Source organism: Pseudomonas sp. GL-B-12, from assembly GCF_019955895.1.
Classification (GTDB): Bacteria; Pseudomonadota; Gammaproteobacteria; order Pseudomonadales; family Pseudomonadaceae; genus Aquipseudomonas.
This window is the reverse complement of the sequence record NZ_JAHBCX010000001.1, coordinates 35,543-54,089: the sequence shown is the minus strand read 5'-3', so window position 1 is coordinate 54,089 and position 18,547 is coordinate 35,543. Positions and strand designations below refer to the sequence as shown.

At 60.6% G+C, this 18,547-nt stretch carries 17 protein-coding genes; 8 read left to right on the top strand and 9 right to left on the bottom strand.

Annotated elements, in window-relative coordinates; genetic code table 11:
• Positions 1–7 precede the first annotated feature (7 nt).
• Positions 8–2,275, top strand: coding sequence for a DNA topoisomerase IV subunit A (gene parC, locus KGA85_RS00220; protein WP_223461523.1), 2,268 nt, complete (start codon positions 8–10; stop codon positions 2,273–2,275).
• A gap of 443 nt (positions 2,276–2,718) precedes the next feature.
• Positions 2,719–3,432: a membrane integrity-associated transporter subunit PqiC gene (locus KGA85_RS00215; RefSeq protein WP_223461525.1), complete on the top strand. Its 714-nt coding sequence runs from the start codon at positions 2,719–2,721 to the stop codon at positions 3,430–3,432.
• A gap of 251 nt (positions 3,433–3,683) precedes the next feature.
• Here KGA85_RS00215 and KGA85_RS00210 read toward each other — a convergent pair whose 3' ends face one another.
• Complete coding sequence (locus KGA85_RS00210; RefSeq protein ID WP_223542819.1) at positions 3,684–5,195, bottom strand: AhpA/YtjB family protein; 1,512 nt, start codon at positions 5,193–5,195, stop codon at positions 3,684–3,686.
• A 135-nt stretch (positions 5,196–5,330) separates the two neighbouring features.
• Between KGA85_RS00210 and serB the strand changes: the two genes are divergently transcribed.
• Positions 5,331–6,545 carry a phosphoserine phosphatase SerB gene (gene serB / locus KGA85_RS00205; protein WP_046039796.1) on the top strand — a complete coding sequence of 405 codons (1,215 nt, stop codon included), beginning with the start codon at positions 5,331–5,333 and terminating at the stop codon, positions 6,543–6,545.
• Between the two features lie 128 nt (positions 6,546–6,673).
• On the opposite strand, the gene asd is transcribed toward serB, so the two are convergent.
• From asd to KGA85_RS00190, 3 genes are read right to left on the bottom strand one after another with little or no spacing between them, the layout of a single operon-like run.
• Complete coding sequence (asd, locus tag KGA85_RS00200) at positions 6,674–7,534, bottom strand: archaetidylserine decarboxylase (protein WP_223461529.1); 861 nt, start codon at positions 7,532–7,534, stop codon at positions 6,674–6,676.
• Positions 7,535–7,552: 18 nt separating this feature from the next.
• Positions 7,553–8,368, bottom strand: a complete 816-nt coding sequence (gene rhdA, locus KGA85_RS00195; protein WP_223461531.1) for a thiosulfate sulfurtransferase — start codon at positions 8,366–8,368, stop codon at positions 7,553–7,555.
• Positions 8,369–8,409: 41 nt separating this feature from the next.
• Entirely contained in the window at positions 8,410–9,948 is a 1,539-nt protein-coding gene (locus KGA85_RS00190) for an HDOD domain-containing protein (RefSeq protein ID WP_223461533.1), read from the bottom strand.
• Positions 9,949–10,115: 167 nt separating this feature from the next.
• Between KGA85_RS00190 and motA the strand changes: the two genes are divergently transcribed.
• From motA to KGA85_RS00175, 3 genes are all read left to right on the top strand, one after another.
• On the top strand, positions 10,116–10,967 hold the full coding sequence (gene motA, locus KGA85_RS00185) for a flagellar motor stator protein MotA (protein WP_150754807.1): 852 nt from the start codon (positions 10,116–10,118) through the stop codon (positions 10,965–10,967).
• A gap of 3 nt (positions 10,968–10,970) precedes the next feature.
• The gene (gene motB / locus KGA85_RS00180) at positions 10,971–12,017 is read left to right on the top strand and encodes a flagellar motor protein MotB (protein ID WP_223461535.1); all 1,047 of its coding nucleotides are present in this window, start codon (positions 10,971–10,973) and stop codon (positions 12,015–12,017) included.
• Positions 12,018–12,247: 230 nt separating this feature from the next.
• Complete coding sequence (locus KGA85_RS00175; protein WP_223461537.1) at positions 12,248–12,517, top strand: hypothetical protein; 270 nt, start codon at positions 12,248–12,250, stop codon at positions 12,515–12,517.
• Positions 12,518–12,856: 339 nt separating this feature from the next.
• Here the strand turns inward: KGA85_RS00175 and KGA85_RS00170 are convergent, their stop codons facing one another.
• From KGA85_RS00170 to rsgA, 4 genes are all read right to left on the bottom strand, one after another.
• Positions 12,857–13,348, bottom strand: coding sequence for a toll/interleukin-1 receptor domain-containing protein (locus KGA85_RS00170; protein WP_223461539.1), 492 nt, complete (start codon positions 13,346–13,348; stop codon positions 12,857–12,859).
• Positions 13,348–14,307, bottom strand: a complete 960-nt coding sequence (locus tag KGA85_RS00165; RefSeq protein WP_223532238.1) for a caspase domain-containing protein — start codon at positions 14,305–14,307, stop codon at positions 13,348–13,350. Before KGA85_RS00165 ends, KGA85_RS00170 begins: the two co-directional genes overlap by 1 nt.
• 2 nt (positions 14,308–14,309) lie before the next feature.
• Positions 14,310–14,717 carry a TIR domain-containing protein gene (locus KGA85_RS00160; RefSeq protein WP_007995042.1) on the bottom strand — a complete coding sequence of 136 codons (408 nt, stop codon included), beginning with the start codon at positions 14,715–14,717 and terminating at the stop codon, positions 14,310–14,312.
• A gap of 198 nt (positions 14,718–14,915) precedes the next feature.
• The gene (gene rsgA, locus KGA85_RS00155; protein ID WP_007978809.1) at positions 14,916–15,947 is read right to left on the bottom strand and encodes a small ribosomal subunit biogenesis GTPase RsgA; all 1,032 of its coding nucleotides are present in this window, start codon (positions 15,945–15,947) and stop codon (positions 14,916–14,918) included.
• A 107-nt stretch (positions 15,948–16,054) separates the two neighbouring features.
• Here rsgA and orn point away from each other — a divergent pair, with 107 nt between their 5' ends.
• Positions 16,055–16,597: an oligoribonuclease gene (orn, locus tag KGA85_RS00150; RefSeq protein ID WP_007983969.1), complete on the top strand. Its 543-nt coding sequence runs from the start codon at positions 16,055–16,057 to the stop codon at positions 16,595–16,597.
• A 223-nt stretch (positions 16,598–16,820) separates the two neighbouring features.
• Positions 16,821–17,432 carry a trimeric intracellular cation channel family protein gene (locus tag KGA85_RS00145; RefSeq protein ID WP_223461544.1) on the top strand — a complete coding sequence of 204 codons (612 nt, stop codon included), beginning with the start codon at positions 16,821–16,823 and terminating at the stop codon, positions 17,430–17,432.
• On the opposite strand, the gene queG is transcribed toward KGA85_RS00145, so the two are convergent.
• The gene (gene queG / locus KGA85_RS00140) at positions 17,414–18,493 is read right to left on the bottom strand and encodes a tRNA epoxyqueuosine(34) reductase QueG (protein WP_223461546.1); all 1,080 of its coding nucleotides are present in this window, start codon (positions 18,491–18,493) and stop codon (positions 17,414–17,416) included. The two genes, KGA85_RS00145 and queG, sit on opposite strands and share 19 nt — an antisense overlap.
• Positions 18,494–18,547: the final 54 nt, after the last annotated feature.

Sequence of the window (18,547 nt, the reverse complement as noted above, 5' to 3'; positions counted from 1 at the left end):
GGCCCGCATGAGCGACTCCCTTGATCTCAGCCTGGACGGTGTAGAACGCCGCTCGCTGGCTGACTTCACCGAAAATGCCTACCTCAACTACTCCATGTACGTGATCATGGACCGTGCCTTGCCGCATATCGGCGACGGCCTGAAGCCTGTACAGCGCCGCATCATTTATGCGATGAGCGAGTTGGGGCTGGACGCCGATTCCAAGCACAAGAAATCGGCGCGTACCGTCGGTGACGTGCTCGGCAAGTTCCACCCCCACGGCGATTCGGCCTGCTACGAAGCCATGGTGCTGATGGCCCAGCCGTTCAGCTATCGCTACACGCTGGTCGACGGCCAGGGCAACTGGGGTGCGCCGGATGATCCCAAGTCCTTCGCCGCCATGCGTTACACCGAAGCGCGGTTGTCGCGTTATTCCGAAGTGCTGCTCAGCGAATTGGGCCAGGGCACGGCGGACTGGGGGCCAAACTTCGACGGTACTCTCGACGAACCATTGGTGTTGCCGGCACGTTTGCCGAATATCCTGCTCAACGGCACCACCGGTATCGCCGTGGGCATGGCCACCGACGTACCGCCGCACAACCTGCGCGAAGTCGCCACGGCGTGCGTGCGCTTGCTCGATGAGCCAAAAGCCACGGTTGAACAGCTCTGTGAACACATTCAGGGCCCGGATTACCCGACCGAAGCGGAAATCATCACCCCGCGCGCCGATCTGCTGAAAATGTATGAAACCGGCAAGGGCTCGGTGCGCATGCGCGCCGTGTATCACATCGAAGACGGCGACATCATCGTCACCGCGCTGCCGCATCAGGTCTCGGGTGCCAAGGTGCTGGAACAGATCGCCGCAATGATGCAGGCCAAACCGTCCAAGGCGCCGCAAATTGCCGACCTGCGTGACGAGTCCGACCACGAAAACCCGTGCCGGATCGTGATCATTCCGGGTGCGCGGAAAAACTTCGACCACGATGCGCTGATGCAGCACCTGTTCGCCAGCACCGAGCTGGAGTCGAGCTACCGGGTCAACATCAACATCATCGGCCTGGACGGCAAGCCGCAGCTGAAAAACCTGCGGGCGCTGCTGGTCGAATGGCTGGAGTTCCGGGTGCAGACCGTGCGTCGTCGCCTGCAATTCCGCCTCGATAAAGTCGAGCGTCGCCTGCACCTGTTGGACGGTTTGTTGATCGCCTACCTCAACCTGGATGAAGTGATCCACATCATCCGTACCGAGGAGTACCCACGGGCCAAACTGATCGAGCGTTTCGCCCTGAGCGAAATCCAGGCCGACTACATCCTCGACACCCGTTTGCGTCAGTTGGCGCGACTGGAAGAGATGAAGCTGCGTGCCGAGCAGGATGAACTGCTCAAGGAACAAGCCAAGCTGCAAGCCCTGCTGAGCAGCGAAGCCAAGTTGAAAAAACTGGTGCGCAGCGAACTGATCAAGGACGCTGAAACCTACGGGGATGACCGCCGGTCGCCTATTGTCGAGCGCGCCGAAGCCAAGGCCCTGACCGAGCACGATCTGCTGCCGAACGAGAAAGTGACGGTCGTGCTGTCGGAAAAAGGCTGGATTCGCTCCGCCAAAGGCCACGAAATCGACGCCACTGGGCTTTCCTACAAGGCCGGGGACGGTTTCAGGGCGCTGGCAGCCGGGCGCTCCAACCAGTTTGCCGTGTTCATCGACTCCACCGGCCGCAGTTATTCGGTGGCCGCCCACACCTTGCCGTCGGCCCGTGGCCAGGGCGAGCCGCTGACCGGTCGCCTGACGCCGCCGCCAGGGGCGAGTTTCGAATGCGTGCTGATGCCGGAAGACGATGCGCTGTATGTGATAGCCTCCGACGCCGGCTACGGCTTCGTGGTCAAGGGTGAAGACCTGCAGGCCAAGAACAAGGCGGGCAAGGCCCTGCTGAGCCTACCGAACAACGCCAAAGTCATGCTGCCGCGCCCAGTGGCCGATCGTGAGCAGAACTGGCTGGCGTCGGTGACGACCGAAGGTCGCCTGCTGATCTTCAAAATCAGCGACCTGCCACAATTAGGTAAGGGCAAAGGCAACAAGATCATCGGGATTCCCGGTGAGCGAGTGGCCAGTCGTGAAGAGTATGTGACGGACATCGCCGTATTGCCGGACGGTGCAACACTGGTGTTGCAGGCCGGGAAACGTACCTTGTCACTGAAAGCGGACGACCTCGAACACTACAAGGGTGAACGTGGTCGTCGTGGCAATAAATTGCCGCGTGGTTTCCAGCGGGTAGATGCGCTGCTCGTCGAAAACCTCAATTAGGCGACCTAGGGGGCGTTCTCGACTAGTTTCCCCACCGCGCCGGGTCTGCTGTTGTGCAGGGCAAGGCGCGAGAAGCGAGGTTTGGTCACTCCAAATAAGCTTCGAGCAACACAGCCCTGCACAACAGCAGGCCCGGCCCTTCGGGTTGTGCCTTAAAGCGGGCCAGGCTGCGTTGGAGTCCTTGGAAAGGGAGCAACCATTACCAGCGGCCTCCGCCTTGCCTGGCCCGCTTTAAGGCGACAACGCGGTGGGGAAACTAGGCGAGAACGCCCCCTGGAAGCGCCGAACTACGAATTAACCCGTAGTTCGGCGCTTTGCGCTGGAGTCGGAACGCATATTCACGGATGATATGGCCTTTCAAACGCCGGCATTGCCGCGCGTTCTTCATATTTGTTGAGTATTTTCACTGTGGTCAGCCTTTTAGCGATCACCTGGATGGGACGATGACTGCTCTGCGCCTTCCTTTTATTCTTCTGCTCGCCGGCATTCTTGGCCTGGCGGGTTGCAGCGTTCACCAACCGGTGTCGTTGTATCAGCTGGACGCTGGTAGTCCAGTTCAGCCCGCACAGAACGCGGGCATGGCGGTATTGTTGGGGCCGGTCACCGTGGCCGACTACCTGCAACGCGAAACCCTGTTGCAGCGTCAGCCGGATGGCAGCCTGCAAGCCTCGACCGACGGTCGTTGGGCTGGCAGCCTTTCGTCGGATATCGATCAGTTGCTGCTGCGTCAGGTCGCAGGTCACCTGGACAGCCAGCGCGTAGTGCTGGCCCCGGCGACAGTGGGCTTCACCCCGGACGTTCAGGTGCTGCTGACCATCACACGCCTGGACTCGGGTGAAAAACAACCGGCGATCCTCGACGCGCAATGGCGCCTGATCGACCGTCGCGGGCAGGTTCGCGACAACCGCATCATCCATTTGCAGGAACAGCATGCCGGTAGCACGGCGGCTCAGGTCCAGGCGCAGGGCGTATTGCTGCAACGCCTGGCCGAGCAACTGTCGGTGGCGCTCAAGCCGCTGGCCAATCAGCCGCCGATCGCCGACGTCCCGCGCAAGCCGGCAGCCAAGGCGGCAGCACCTGCGGTAGAACAGGAAAAGCAGCCGAAAATACCGATGGCCGCGCCTATTCGTACGGATATGGAAGTGTTCCGCTTCTAAGCCAGGATGGATTTGAAACAAAGCCCGCATTGATGCGGGTTTTGTTGTTTCTGCAGGTTGGAGATATCTGGCGTCAGTTCCGGCCTCTTCGCGGGCAAGCCCGCTCCCACAATTATCTCTGTGAACACAGATCTTGTGTACGACCACGTCCCATGTGGGAGCGGGCTTGCCCGCGAAGGCGTCATGACAGGCAACAAAAAAGCCCGCAGACGATCGCTCATCTGCGGGCTTCACTTGGCCGGGCCTAAGGCTTAAGCGCGACGCTCATGCATCCGCGCCAATTGCCGTTCAAGCATCGATGGATACGGCTCCATCAATCGTTCCACGCAGCATGCACCTTCAGGGCTGGCAATCGGACGGATCCGTGCGCGCTGGCGAATCAAGGCGTCGTCGCTGATCTTGCGCTCCACCAGCAGCAGGTTGCGGCTGTGTTGCGACAAGGCGAGGGCGTCCTGGGCGGGGTCGGTCAGCAGCAGGTCGATCTGGCTCAGGCCGAACAGTTCGTCGCCCAGGGTCAGGCCCAGCTGCAATTGCAGGGTGATGCCGCTGTCCGCGACTTCGATCTGCAACTGGTGGCCCAGGGCCCGCAGCAGCTCGCCACAGCAAATGGCGTTGGTCAGGTAATCGTCACCGCAGTCTTCCGTGTGGAACAGCATCAACGTGCTGCCATCGTTCAAGGTCTCCACTTCGCCTTGATACAGCGACGCGGCCTGGTCGAGGCAATCGCGATAGCGTTCGAGCAGTTCTTCAAGACGCGCCCGCGGCAGGCGTCGCAGTTGTTCCTGGGAGCCCAGTTGCACTGCCAGTACCGCGCTGTGTTGCGGCACGCTCGGCGTGGCCTTGCGAATCACCGGTTGTGGGGTGCTGTCCAGCGACTCGTCGCGCAGATCGGCGAACGGGTCATTATCATCGTCGTCTTCGACGGTGCTGACGATCTGCCGTGGCGCTGGCTTGAGCGCCGCTACCGGGCGGCTCTCGTCGAAACTCGGATCGCGCAGGTTACGGACTTCGAAGGCCGGGTCGGCTTCGTCATCCATGTCGTCGAATTCCGGTTCCGGCACAGGGGCGGGCTCCGGGGCGAAGTTGGCGTGCAGCTGACGCGCCAGGTCGCCGATTTCGTCCTGGCGGTCGGTGGCCGGGGTGTATTCATCGATATTGCGCAGCCACACCCGCAATTGCAGCAGCGGCGTGGAGAGATAACGCCCCATGCGCAGGCTCAGGGCCAAAGACAGGGCCAGCAGGATGGCGCTCAGAATGCCCATGCTTTGCAGGCTGATGGTCATCGGCTGCTGGAACTGGTCCATGTCCAGGCTGATGCGCAATTGCCCGGCAGTCACGTCCTGGAAGGTGATCTTGCTCTGGTACATGCCCTCGGCTTCGCCCAGCAGGCCATGCTTGGGGCGCTGGCCGGATTCGGCAAGGATGCGGTTGTCCGGGCTGTAGATGGCGGCGTGGGCCACCAGCTTGTTCTTGGTCAGGTTATTGAGCAGCACATTGAGGCTGAGGATGTCGTTGGACACCAACAGTTCGGTGGCCGAGGTGGCCGTCTGCGTGGTCAGGCTTTCGCCCAGCGCATCCGCCTGCTCGTGCATGGCCTGCTTGAACTGCAGGCCCATCACACCGGCATAGATGACCAGGGCCAGGGCGACCAGGATCACGTTATGGCTGGCGATGCGCAATGCAATCGGTACACGGCGGTGGCGCAGTGCCCGGAAGATCAGCAGGAAGAAGTTGTCGGTTTTTACTGGCGTGGGCCGGTTCACTTGAGCTCGGCTCTTTTGTCCGTGGAGTTGACGCGCAGTATAGCGACAGGCCCTAGGCCGTCAAAGCGCTCACGGTGCCCGATGGTCACTGAAAGTGGGTAGAATGCGGTTTTTTTCCACCTGCGGGGGTGCGCCTTGCGCGAAATCGTCCTGATAAACATCACGGGAGTCGACCGTCCGGGTCTGACTGCGGCCATTACCGGCGTTCTGGCCCAGGGTGGTGTGAACATTCTCGACATCGGTCAGGCGGTGATCCACGACACCTTGTCGTTTGGCATCCTGGTTGAAATTCCCGACACCGAGCAAGGCAAGTCTGTGCTCAAGGACATCCTGTTCAAGGGTTACGAGCTCGATCAACAGGTCCGTTTCACACCGGTGTCCGAAGTGGATTACCAGCAGTGGGTCGGCAACCAGGGTAAAAAGCGCCACATCGTGACCTTGTTGACCCGCAAGGTGACAGCCGGGCAGTTGCAGGCCGTGAGCTCGATCACCGCCAAATATGGCCTGAACATCGACCACATCGATCGTCTGTCCGGGCGCATGCCGCTGGACACGCCGGCCGACAAGGGCAAGGGTTGCATCGAGTTTTCTGTGCGTGGCGAGGCGGCTGATCCGCAAGCGCTGCGTGCCGAATTCCTCAGCGTTGCCCAGGAACTGAACGTCGACATCGCTTTCCAGGAAGATTCGCTGTTCCGTCGCAACCGTCGCCTGGCGGTGTTCGACATGGATTCAACGCTGATCGAAGCCGAAGTGATCGATGAACTGGCCAAGGCGGCTGGCGTGGGTGACAAGGTGTCGGAAATCACCGAGCGGGCGATGGCCGGTGAACTGGATTTCCGCGCCAGCTTCAAGGAGCGCCTGGCTTTGCTCAAAGGTCTGGACGTCAACGTGCTGGATTCCATCGGCGCCTCGCTGCGCCTGACCGAAGGTGCTGAAACCCTGTTCGCCGAACTCAAGCGCCTGGGCTACAAGACCGCGATTCTGTCGGGCGGCTTCACCTACTTCGCCAAGCAATTGCAGGCCAAGCTGGGTATCGACTACGTGTTTGCCAACGAACTGGAAGTGGTCGACGGCAAAGTCACCGGCGTGGCGGTCGAGCCGATTGTCGATGCGCAGCGCAAGGCGGATTTGCTGAAGGAACTGGCACACAAGGAAGGCTTGCGCCTGGAGCAGACCATTGCGGTCGGTGACGGTGCCAATGACTTGCCGATGCTGGCGATTGCCGGGTTGGGTGTGGCGTTCCGCGCCAAGCCGCTGGTGAAACAGTCGGCCAAGCAGGCGATTTCGACGCTGGGTCTGGATGGCGTGCTGTATCTGCTGGGCTTCCGAGATCGGGACGGCCAGCTGTAACACCGCAAAACTACTGTAGGAGCGAGCTTGCTCGCGATGAACAGCGGGGCGACGCGGGCATTCAGATTGCCCGCGTCATCGTTAACGTCCATCGCGAGCAAGCTCGCTCCTACAGGTATGTGCGTTGATCAGGCTTTTGGTGAGCCCATGCCCTGACCCATCTGCACCGCAGTACCGGCGGTCATTTCTTCAGCCCACTTCACCTGATCCGGCCCGAACAGTACGACGGCGGTCGAACCCAGCTTGAAGCGACCCAGTTCCGCACCTTTTTCCAGGTGGATCGGCGCGCGGGAGGCTTCGTCGTAGCGGAAGGTTTTCAGCTCGCGTTTCGGCGGCGTGACCAGACCGGCCCAGACGGTTTCGATCGATGCAACGATCATTGCGCCCACCAGCACCACGGCCATCGGCCCGCGCTCGGTGTCGAAAATGCACGCCACGCGCTCGTTGCGGGCGAACAGTTCCGGAACGTTTTCAGCGGTGGTCTGGTTGACCGAGAACAGGCGACCCGGGATGTAGACCATCTCGCGCAGGGTGCCGGCCAGTGGCATGTGCACGCGGTGATAGTCCTTCGGCGACAGGTAGATGGTCGCGAAGTCACCACCCATGAACGGCGCAGCGTTTGCTGCATCGCCACCCAACAGTTCCAGCACGCTGAAGCTGTGGCCTTTGGCCTGGAACACGCGGCCATGCTCGATCGGGCCGAGCTGGCTGATCGCGCCGTCGGCCGGGCTGAGGACCGCGCCCGGGGTCTCGTCCAGCGGACGGGCACCGTCTTTCAGTGCGCGGGTGAAGAACGCGTTGAAGTGCTCGTAGGCGGTCAGGTCTTCGACCAGCGCCAGGGACATGTCCACCTGATAACGCTTGGCGAACCAGGTGGTAAAGGCATTCTTGAACCAGCGCACGCGGCATTCGGCAATGCAGCCGGCCAGTCGCGAGAGCAAGTTGTGGGGCAGCAGGTACTGGCTGATGATAAACAGACGCTTGTTCATTAACGGTCCTTAAAAATCTCAAATCTCTACAGGGGTATCGGGATGGTTGCCCCATTCGCCCCAGGAGCCGGCGTAGCCTTTGACCCGCGGATAACCGAGAGCCTTGGCCACCAGATAGGTAAAGCCAGAACGATGATGGGTCTGGCAGTGGGTAATCACTTCTTTGTCTTTGCTGATCCCGAGTTGTTCGAGGATCTGCGGCATGTCGGTGCGGATGCGCAGCTGGCGCGTCTGATCCATGCCGGCGGTCCATTCGAAATTGACCGCGCCGGGAATGTGCCCGCCCTTGGCTGCCAGGACTTTCTCGCCGGAGTACTCCAGCGGCCCGCGTGCATCCCAGATCGCCAGGTCGGCGGCGCCGAGACGGCTTTGCAGGTATTCGCGGGTAGCGGTGGGTTCGTCGTGCAAGGTCAGTGAAACCGGGCCACCCACGGGTGGCGGGATCTGGATCGACATGGGCGAACCTTCAGCCAGCCAGGCCGGTAGGCCACCGTCGACATAGTGGTACTTGCTGTGGCCGATGACATCCAGCAGCCAGATGAAGCGCCCGGCCCAACCGCCGCCTTCGTCGTCATACACCACGTAGACCGCGTCGGGGTTGTGTCCCAGCTCACCAAACAGCGTTTCGAGTGCTGCCAGCGGGGGCATCAGTCCAGGGGCGGGGGGCTGGCCGAGCTGCGTGCGCTTCGGATCGACAAAGCGCGCGCCGGGAATGTGCCCTTCGGCGTAGCGGGCGGCACTGGTCAAGTCCACCAGAATCAGTTCGCGGGCGTCGAGGCGAGGGAGCAAGTCGCTCGGCTCGATCACCAGCGGCAAGCCAGAGAAGTCAGACATGTGAGGTCTCCAGAGCACAAAAGGGAGGATTGTAACGCAGCTTATTGGCCTCGGTGGCTAAAGCTGTGCAGGGCTTTCTCGATGCACTGCGCGGTTTTGCCGAAGGCCTGTACGGAAATTTCCGAAAACGGCCCGCCGCCTTGATCCGCCACGACGATCATGATCACCCTTCCATTGTTGACTAGCGAACGCAGCAGCAAGTGTTCGCCGCTGAACTGTGAGCGCAGGCTGTTGGGCAGCAGGGCCGAGAATTGCGCGTTGTTGGCTGGCGTCAGGCGCACCTGGGCCTGTTGCGCGAGCAGGCGCTGCAACACGTTGCTCTGGCTGACCACGAAGTTCAGCCCGGCCGCTTCCTTCGGCAGACCGGCCGTCTGGTGCACGCGCAGGTTGGCGTGGGTACGGTCGGCCATCAGGATCATCACCCGACGCATGCCGCAGGCCACGAGGGCGTCCCGGGCGGCGATGGTCAAGTGCATGGCGTTGGTGAAGCGACTCGGCTCGACCAGCAATTCGGCGCATTGCTTGCGCCACGTTGCCAGCTCTTCGGCGCTCGGTGCCGCCGCCGGCAGCAAGCCTGCGTGGACACGGTTCAAGCCCCACGGCCAGATCAGCGATTCGGCAGGGTGCCAGAGGTCGGGCATGGCGTGATGGCGGGCGCTGTTGGCGGCTTGCTGGTGCAATTGTTGCTGCAGCTCGTCCATCGGCATTTGCAGGTAAAGGCTGGTCAGGTACTGCCAGCGCTCACTGTGCGGGCTGTCCCAGGCGTGTTGTGCCGACAGCGCCAGACCGTTGGCCAGCAGCACCGTATTGGCCGGTTGATTGAGCCAGCGACGCAGGGTCGGATCGTCATCGAGGCGGTTCTGCTGGCGCAGTGGATGCTCGCTGTCACGGGCGATGCGCAGGACTTTCACCAGTTCGCGCTGTTCAGTGAGCAACAGTCGATAGCCCTGCTGCACCCAGATCGGCAAGCGCCAGATCTCCACCAGTGCCTGGCCGATGTCCAGCAGGCGCACACCAAACAGTTGCTGTTCGACTTTGCGTGCCGACTCACCTTTATGGATGACCCGCAGCTCCCAGTCTTCGAGCAGTTTTGGATGGGTCAGCGCCAGCGGCCACAGGGGCGAAAGAAACAGCAGGCTGCCCCAGTGGATGTCCTGCCACAGGCGCGCCAGGCGACTGGCAAAAAAGCCGTTGGCCTGTTGCGTGGCGTGCTGGCTGATCATCTGCAACTGACGCAGGGCTTTGGGAATCTCGGACTGGGGTTCGGCGGGCAGGCGCGCGAGCAGCTCTTCGGTGCGCTTCAGACCGAGGCGGTTGATCGCAATTTCAAGGTTTTCCGCAGGCTCGGTCATGCTGCCATGGGTATGCCGGTTGGCTTCGCGAATCACGCTCAAGGCCAGGGCCGGACTGCCTTGCATCAAGTCGGCGATGTCGCGTAGCGAGCTGCGATTGTCGCCGATGGCCTTGCAGACCCGGTCGTGGCTGGCTTGCGGAACCGGCAGGCGTACGCCATCGAGAAGCTTGACCCAGCCTTCGAGAGTGGTCGGTTTCGGGGTTGTAACGTTCGTTTCGTTAACCATGGTGGGAGGCGATCATCGTCAACATTACCTATGCCCGGATGGGGTCAAATCAGTTTTTCGCCTGAACTGGCTATAGTCTGGCGCAGTTTTGCCGATAAGGAGAAGAAGAGATTTTTTAACTTCCGAATATGACCTTGAACCCGACTCAGTAAGTGCTCTCCTAACCTATGGCTAAAATTATCGGCATCATCGTCGTATTCGCGAGCGTGCTCGGCGGATACGTGCTTTCCCACGGCAAGATTGCCGCCCTGATCCAGCCTTTTGAGGTCATGATCATCGGCGGCGCCGCCCTCGGCGCATTTTTGCAGGCCAACCCCGGCTACATGACGATGCACGTGCTCAAGAAGTCCCTGAGCATGTTTGGTTCGCGTTTCAACCACGGCTTCTATCTGGAAGTGCTGGGCCTGATCTACGAGATCCTCAACAAGAGCCGCCGCGAAGGCATGATGGCCATCGAAGGCGACATCGAAGATGCCGCCGCGAGCCCGATCTTCGCCAAGTACCCGACGGTTCTCAAGGACGAGCGCATGACCGCGTTCATCTGCGATTACCTGCGCATCATGTCCTCCGGCAACATGGCCCCGCACGAGCTGGAAGGCTTGTTCGACATGGAACTGTTCAGCCTTAAGGAAGACCTGGAACACCCATCCCACGCCGTGAACGGCATCGCCGACGCCATGCCCGGTTTCGGTATTGTCGCGGCGGTACTGGGGATCGTGGTGACCATGGCTTCGCTGGGTGAGGGCGATCAGAAGTCCATCGGCCTGCACGTGGGTGCGGCACTGGTGGGTACCTTCTTCGGTATTCTCGCCGCCTACGGCTTCTTCGGCCCGCTGGCCCATTCCCTGGCCCACGATGCCAAGGAAGAGCTGAACGTCTACGAAGCCATCAAGGCCTCGCTGGTAGCTTCGGCTTCCGGCATGCCGCCATCGCTGGCCGTGGAGTTCGGACGCAAGGTGCTGTACCCGGCGCACCGTCCAAGCTTCGCCGAGCTGGAACAAGCGGTTCGCGGTCGATAAGCCATGGAAAATAACCAGCCGATAATCATCAAGCGCGTCAAGCGCATCGCCGGCGGGCACCACGGGGGCGCGTGGAAAATCGCCTTCGCCGACTTCGCCACGGCGATGATGGCGTTCTTTCTGGTGTTGTGGCTGCTGTCCACCGCCACGCCGGAACAGAAGATTGCCATCGCCGGTTACTTCAAGGACCCGATCGGCTTTTCCGAAAGCGGCACGCCGTACATCATCGATCTGGGCGGCACGCCGACCCTGGCGCCGGAAAACACCCTCAACCCCGAGGTGAAGTCCCAGCCACAACCGGACAAGGTCACCATCGATACCGACCAGGTTGAAGGCATGGCCGAGCAGGTCGAGAAAGAACGCCTCGAGCTGTTGCTGCAAGAGCTGCAGAACAAGGTCGAAGAGAACCCGCAGCTGCAGAAGTTCAAGGATCAGATCCTGTTCGAAATCACGCCGGACGGCCTGCGTATCCAGATCATGGACGCGGAAAACCGCCCGATGTTCGACTCGGGTTCAGCCCGTCTGAAGCCGTATTTCGAAGACATCCTGCTGGCCATGGCCGACACCATCAAGGCGGTGCCGAACAAGATCAGCATCAGCGGCCACACCGATGCCAAGCCGTACACCGGCACCGGTGATTTCGGTAACTGGGAGCTTTCGGCCAACCGTGCCAACGCTGCACGGCGTGCGCTGGTGGCGGGCAGTTATCCGGATGCTCAGGTGGCGCGTGTGGTCGGCTATGCCTCGTCGGCGCTGTTCGATCGCGAGCATCCGTTCAACCCGGTGAACCGCCGTATCGACATCGTGGTGCTGACGAAGAAAGCCCAGCGAGCGATCGAAGGTTCGCAAGGGGCGGAGCCTGCTCCTGATGCACCGCAGGGTTCGGCCGCTCCGGGAGCCGTACCGGCTGCGCCAGTCGACCCGAACGCGTTGCCGGCGGACAAGGAACCTCTGCCGGCTCACGAGCTTCGTGAACGTCTGAACCTGTTTGATGGCCCGGCGCCGAAACCGGGTGAGCCAGCCAAACCGGCTGAACCGCCTAAGCAGTGACCGACAAAAAAGCCGACAGCGATGTCGGCTTTTTTGTGTCTATTTCGTGCCTGTGTCTCCGAGTGCTTTGTGTCTGCCTGGTAGCTGTAGGAACGATCTGAAGTTTTTCGCCAAGGTTCTCAGTCGTGCACGAATCTGTCTATAGTTCAGCCGTTGCCGCTCACGCAGTGACCGATCTTAGCCGGTCGAATCAAAGAGGGAATCTCATCCAATTGATTGGAGTTAGACCTATGGCTAAGTACCACCTTCTGCAAGGCAACCTCAGCGTCGGTCCGACGCTGTACATCGATACCGAAGCACGTGCTTCCGATCTTCTTGAAACTGCCGTCCACCGAATCAAAGCTGCACGCAATTTGCTCAACAGCGTCACCTGCCTGTGCGTGAAAGATGCCGAAGGTCATGACCTGGAGCATTTCGCCAACGCCGCACACATATTGATTCAGGATGGCTGCGACGCCTTGGATGCGCTGGGGTGGACGCTGGAAAAGATCGCACGCTGAGAATAAGAAAGCCGCGTTAGTCGTGCAATGCTGCTCACTTAAGAGATAGAGCGAACAATAAACAACCTGTGGCGAGGGAGCTTGCTCCCGTTGGACTGCGCAGCAGTCCCATTTTTAGGGCCGCTTCGCGCCCCTGCGGGAGCAAGCTCCCTCGCCACGGGTACAGTGTTCGTCCTTTAGTGAACAGCATTACGATAGTCGCGGCTTTTTTATGTGTGCGACACGACTGGAATGAATGCTGCCGATCATTTTCGTGGTGTCACGAAAATGATCGATAGGCCGCAAGGCGAGTACCAAAAGCCGCGACACGATCACGGTTTTTTTGCCTTTACTGCAGTTTCAGAACCCACGAATGATCCGCGTCTTGAGATCGGCGTGAAAGCGATCCGCATTGGATTTGTTGACGCTGCGCGCCGACTCGCTGCCGGTCACTGATTCCAGTGACATCGAGCGCTTGAGTGTCGCTTCGTTGCGATAGGCATCGATAAAGAAGTCGATGTCCCGGTCGCTGATCAGCTTCGGCCATTTATCTAGGTACAACGGCAGCTCAGTCGGGCCGGTCTTGAACGAGCAGATACGCCGATTAGTGATAGTCGCCTCGCCGATTTCGAACGGCACCCACCAGGACAGCGCGGTTTTCTCCGACACCACCGCCAGCAGGTGCGTGCATTCGCTGATGTTGCGGGTGATCACCCCGGTGATGTCATCGGTGGTCTGGGATTCGATATCCAGTACGTCGAGGTAGGTCTTGATATTGGCCTGGATCAGGCGCCCGTTGATTTTGACCGCGTGGGCGCGATCCATGTGGCGGTAGCTGATAAACACTGGCATCAGAAATGTCCCTTGATCGCGAGTTCGCGGTAATAGGCGCCGAGGGCGGTGAGGCGGCAGCCGGTGGCGTGGATGGCGGCGTAGTACATGTGTTCGGCGTCCACCGGTTCGACCAGGCTGTGGCGGTTGCACTTTTGCAGTTGGGCGAAGACTTCGCCGTGTTCCGGGTTGAACTCGGGTTCGGTGGGCTCAAAGCTGGGGGCGAGGGGGTATACCGACTCCGCTTCGGCAAACCATTCGGGGAGTTTGCGCAGGATTTCCTTGGGGATCAGCGGCGACACTTCGCGCAGGGAAATGAACTGCGAGACGTTGGTCTTGAACACCGGACGCTGTTCCCAGGCGTCGAGGGCATTGTCGACAAACGAATAAAGGCTGCCGGGAGTGATCTTGCCCAGGATGTTCGCTGCACCACCGTGCAGGGCCTGGAGCAGCAATCCGGTGAACACGCCGTGCTGCACGCCCTCCATCGCCGGCTCTTCCTTTTTGCAGGCGGTCAGGATGGTCATGCCGTCGCCGACCACGCTGCCTTCACTGCGCAAGGCGCGCAGTTCGCCGGCCGAGCCGCTCTGGCAACAATCGAGAATGATCACTTTGTTTTTGATCTTGGTGGCTTTGCTCGCCCAGTTGAAAATGTCACTGAGGCGAATCCCGTCCTTGGCGCTCTTGTAATCCTGCGGGATCAACATGCCTTCGTCGGTGTCGGTATCGAAGCTGCCGTGGCCGGCGAAATACAGCAGCGCGACATTGCAGTCCCCGGAAAACAGCTCGCGGATCTGGTCTTCGAGTTTTTCCCGGCTCAGGTAGTCCTCGGCAGAGGTCAGTACGATGTTCTTGAAGTTCGGATCGCCATTGGCGTCAGTCTTCAGCACGGAGGCCATGGCCATGGCGTCATTGCTGCAACCGCTCAGGCGCGATACATGGGTGTAGTCGTTGATGCCGATAAACAGTCCCTTGCGCATGGTTACACCGCCGTATGCTGGCGAATCGCATCGATGATGCTGTTGGTGTTCCATGCACATTCGGCATGTGCCGCGTCACGTACCACCGTGGAAATGCGCTCGGCACCGAACGGCTTGATCGCAATGATCACCTTGCCCATGCGCTTGGCGATCTCGATTTCCTTGTTGATCCACTTGCTGTAGGTGGAGTACATCCCGGCCATGATCAATACCGCCGAACACGGACGGATCTTGTTTTCGATGGCCTCCTCAAGTTGTTTGTCGGTTTTCGCGCCGACAATCGGGTTGTCTGGTGGCACCGAAAAATTCTTGTAGGTGAAACCGGGCTTGGCATTGAGCAGGCGCACGAGATTGTCGTGGGCGTCGGGGTAGTTCCACGAGTGGCTGATGAATAGATGGTAGGTTTGCATGGGTGTCCCTCGGTGTCGCAGGAGTGCGAAGAGGGTTTGAACTTAGGTGAATACAGGGCGGCCACAAGGTGTCGGCGCGGAAAGAGAAATGCCCTACAAGCGAGCGTGCGCACGCCTTACAGAAAAGTCTGATATTTAAGCGGGGAAAGATCCAGCCGCCGGCCGCTCCGCTGAAAGCAGGGCGGTCGGCACGTCTGTTTAGTAGCCGTTTTCCGGCAGGCTGGCGATGATCGAGCGGTAACTGTTCATCCGTTGCTGCTGCACGCGGCCGTCTTCAAGGGCCTTGAGCAGGGCGCAGCCGGGTTCGCGGTCATGCTTGCAGTCACGGAAGCGGCAGGTGCCGAGCAGATCGTTGAACTCGATGAAGCCGGCTTCGACGTCGGCACGGCTTACATGGCCCAGGCCGAATTCACGGATACCCGGGGAGTCGATCAACTCACCGCCGCCGGGGAAGTGGAACAACCGCGCGGTAGTGGTGGTATGGGTGCCCTGGCCGGATAGCTCGGACAGCGGGCCGACGCGGGTTTCGACATCCGGCAGCAGGCTGTTGACCAGCGACGACTTGCCGACACCGGACTGGCCGACGAACACGCTGATGCGTCCGTCCAGTTGCGTCTGCAATTGCTCCATGCCGTTGCCGTGGTGCGCCGACACTTCCAGCACCGGATAACCGAGGGTGCGGTATACGGCGAGCAAGGCATTCAGCGCAGGGGCGTTGTTTTCGTCGATCAGGTCGAATTTGTTCAGCAGCAACAGCGGCTTGATGCCCGCATGCTCGGCCGCCACCAGATAGCGGTCGATCAGGTTGGCGTGGGGTTCGGGCAGCGGTGCAAACACGATGACGATCATGTCGACGTTGGCCGCCACAGGCTTGAGCTGACCACGGCTGTCCGGGCGGCACAGCTCGGTGTTGCGCGGCAGTTGCGCCACGATCACGCCGATACCCTGGTTGCCGGCACGCCAGACCACCTGATCGCCGGTCACCAGCGCCGGCAGGTTGGCGCGCAGGTGGCAACGGAACACCTGGCCGGCCAGTTCGCCGTCGCGGGCCTCGACCTCGACCTGCACGCCGAAGTGCGCGATCACCAGACCGTGCTGTTCCGGGCCCAGATCGCCGCCCTCAAGCGCCTCGACAGCCGAGGACTCGCGTTTGGCGGCGCGGGCAGCGCGTTCGCCCTGAATCTTTTCGATGCGCCAGTTTTGACGACGATTGAGTTGGCGTTTGGCCATGGGTGTTCCGTATAAAGAATGCAGCGATTAGGTAAAACGGCCGCGAGTTTAGCACGCCCGGCTACCGGCCTAGGCTAAACTGCGCAGCATTGCCTAGGAGCCGACACATGCAAAATCCGCAGAACCTGATCTGGATCGACCTGGAAATGACCGGTCTGAACCCGGACACCGACGTCATCATCGAAATGGCCACCATCGTCACCGACAGTGACCTGAATACCCTGGCCGAAGGCCCGGTGATCGCCATTCACCACAGCGACGAAATCCTCGCCGGCATGGACGAGTGGAACACCCGTCAGCACGGCGGTTCCGGGCTGACCCAGCGGGTTCGCGACAGCCGCATCAGCATGGCCGAAGCCGAAGCCGAAACCATCGCCTTCCTGGAAAAGTGGGTGCCGAAGGGCAAGTCGCCGATTTGCGGCAACAGCATCTGCCAGGACCGTCGCTTCCTTTATACCCACATGAAATCTTTGGAAAGCTATTTCCACTACCGCAACCTCGACGTGTCCACGCTCAAAGAGCTGGCTGCGCGCTGGGCACCGGATGTGCGTGACAGCTTCAAGAAGGGCAGCACGCATCTAGCCCTGGACGACATCCGCGAATCCATCGCCGAGTTGCAGCACTACCGCAAGCATTTCATCAAGGCTTGAAGATGCCCGGCGAGGGCTTCTGTGGCGAGGGGGCTTGCCCCCGTTGGGGCGCGCAGCGGCCCTAAACCAGCCAGCGTGTTCTATCAGGCAAGCCGCGCGCGCTGGTTTACGACTGCTTCGCAGCCGGACGGGAGCAAGCTCCCTCGCCACAGGGTGTGTCTGCCCTCTTTTGGTGCTCCAGCGAAGTCAGTAGACTGCGCGCCTTTTCTGCAAGGACCGCCCCATGCTGCTGATGCTCTACCTGATCGCCATCACCACCGAAGCCATGACCGGTGCCCTGTCTGCCGGCCGTCGTGGCATGGACTGGTTCGGTGTGGTGTTGATTGCTTGTGTCACGGCGTTGGGTGGCGGTTCGGTACGCGACGTGTTGCTTGGGCACTACCCGCTAACCTGGGTCAAACACCCGGAATACCTGGTGCTGACGTCTGTCGCCGCGATGATTACGGTGTTCACGGCGCGCTGGATGCGCCATTTGCGTTCACTGTTCCTGGTGCTTGATGCCATGGGGCTCGTGGCATTTACCCTGATCGGCTGCATCACCGCCCTGGAAATGGGCCATGGCATGTTGGTGGCATCGGTCAGTGGTGTGATCACCGGCGTCTTCGGCGGCATCCTGCGGGACATCTTCTGCAACGATATTCCGCTGATCTTCCGGCGTGAGCTCTATGCCAGCGTCTCGTTTGCGGCAGCGTGGTGCTACATGCTCTGCATCTATCTGCAATTACCCGATGAACAATCGATTCTGATCACTTTGTTCGGCGGTTTTCTGCTGCGCTTGCTGGCGATCCGTTTTCAATGGGAAATGCCCAAGTTCGTCTACAACGACGAAGCCTGACGTTCGGCGTGTTGCCGCAACGCCCATTCGACATGCTCACGCACCAGTTCTGAAGGATGCTGCCGTCGCGCCTTCAGCGCTTCCAGCACCGGAATCGTTGAGGGCGCATTACCCAAGCCCACCGCCAGGTTGCGCAACCAGTTTTCGTAACCGGTCCGGCGCAGCGGCGAGCCTTCGGTGCTGCTCAGAAATTTTTCTTCATCCCACATGAACAGTTCCGCCAGCCCGGCATTGTCCAGATTGTGCCGCGGCTTGAAGTCGCTTTCACCGGACGGGCGGGCGAAGCGGTTCCACGGGCAGACGATCTGGCAGTCATCACAGCCGAACACCCGATTGCCGATCAGCGGCCGCAAATCTTCAGGGATGGCGCCTTTGAGTTCGATGGTCAGGTAGGAAATGCAGCGTCGGGCATCCAGCACATAGGGGCCGACGAAGGCATTGGTCGGGCAAATGTCGAGGCAGGCGCTGCACCGCCCGCAGTGTTCGGTGGCGTGGGGCGGGTCGACCGGCAGCGGCAAGTCGACGAACAGTTCGGCGAGGAAGAAATAACTGCCGGCCTTGCGATTCAAGACCAGGGTATTTTTGCCGATCCATCCAAGACCCGCCTGTTCGGCGATGGCTTTTTCCAGCACCGGGGCACTGTCGACAAAAGCGCGGAAGCCGAACGGGCCGATCTCGGCCTGAATTTTTTCCGCCAGTTGTTGCACGCGTTTGCGGATCAGCTTGTGGTAATCGCGACCCAGGGCATAACGGGAGACGTAGGCTTTTTCCGGTTGGGCCAACACTTTCGCCATTTGGGTGTCGCCGGCCAGGTAGTCCATGCGTAGCGAAACCACGCGCAACGTACCCGGCACCAGCTCTTCGGGGTGCGAGCGCTTGCTGCCGTGGGCGCCCATGTAGTCCATTTCGCCGTGGTAGCCGGCTTCGAGCCAGCGTTCCAGGTGCTGCTCATGCTCGGCCAGGTCGAGGCCGCTGATGCCGACTTGTTGAAAGCCCAGCTCGCGGCCCCAGTCCTTGATGGATTGGGCGAGGGCAGGCAGGTCTGTGGTAATAGCGGGCATGAGGCGAGAGAAACCGGAGCTGAGGTGCGTATAATTCTGCCAGACATCGGAGCC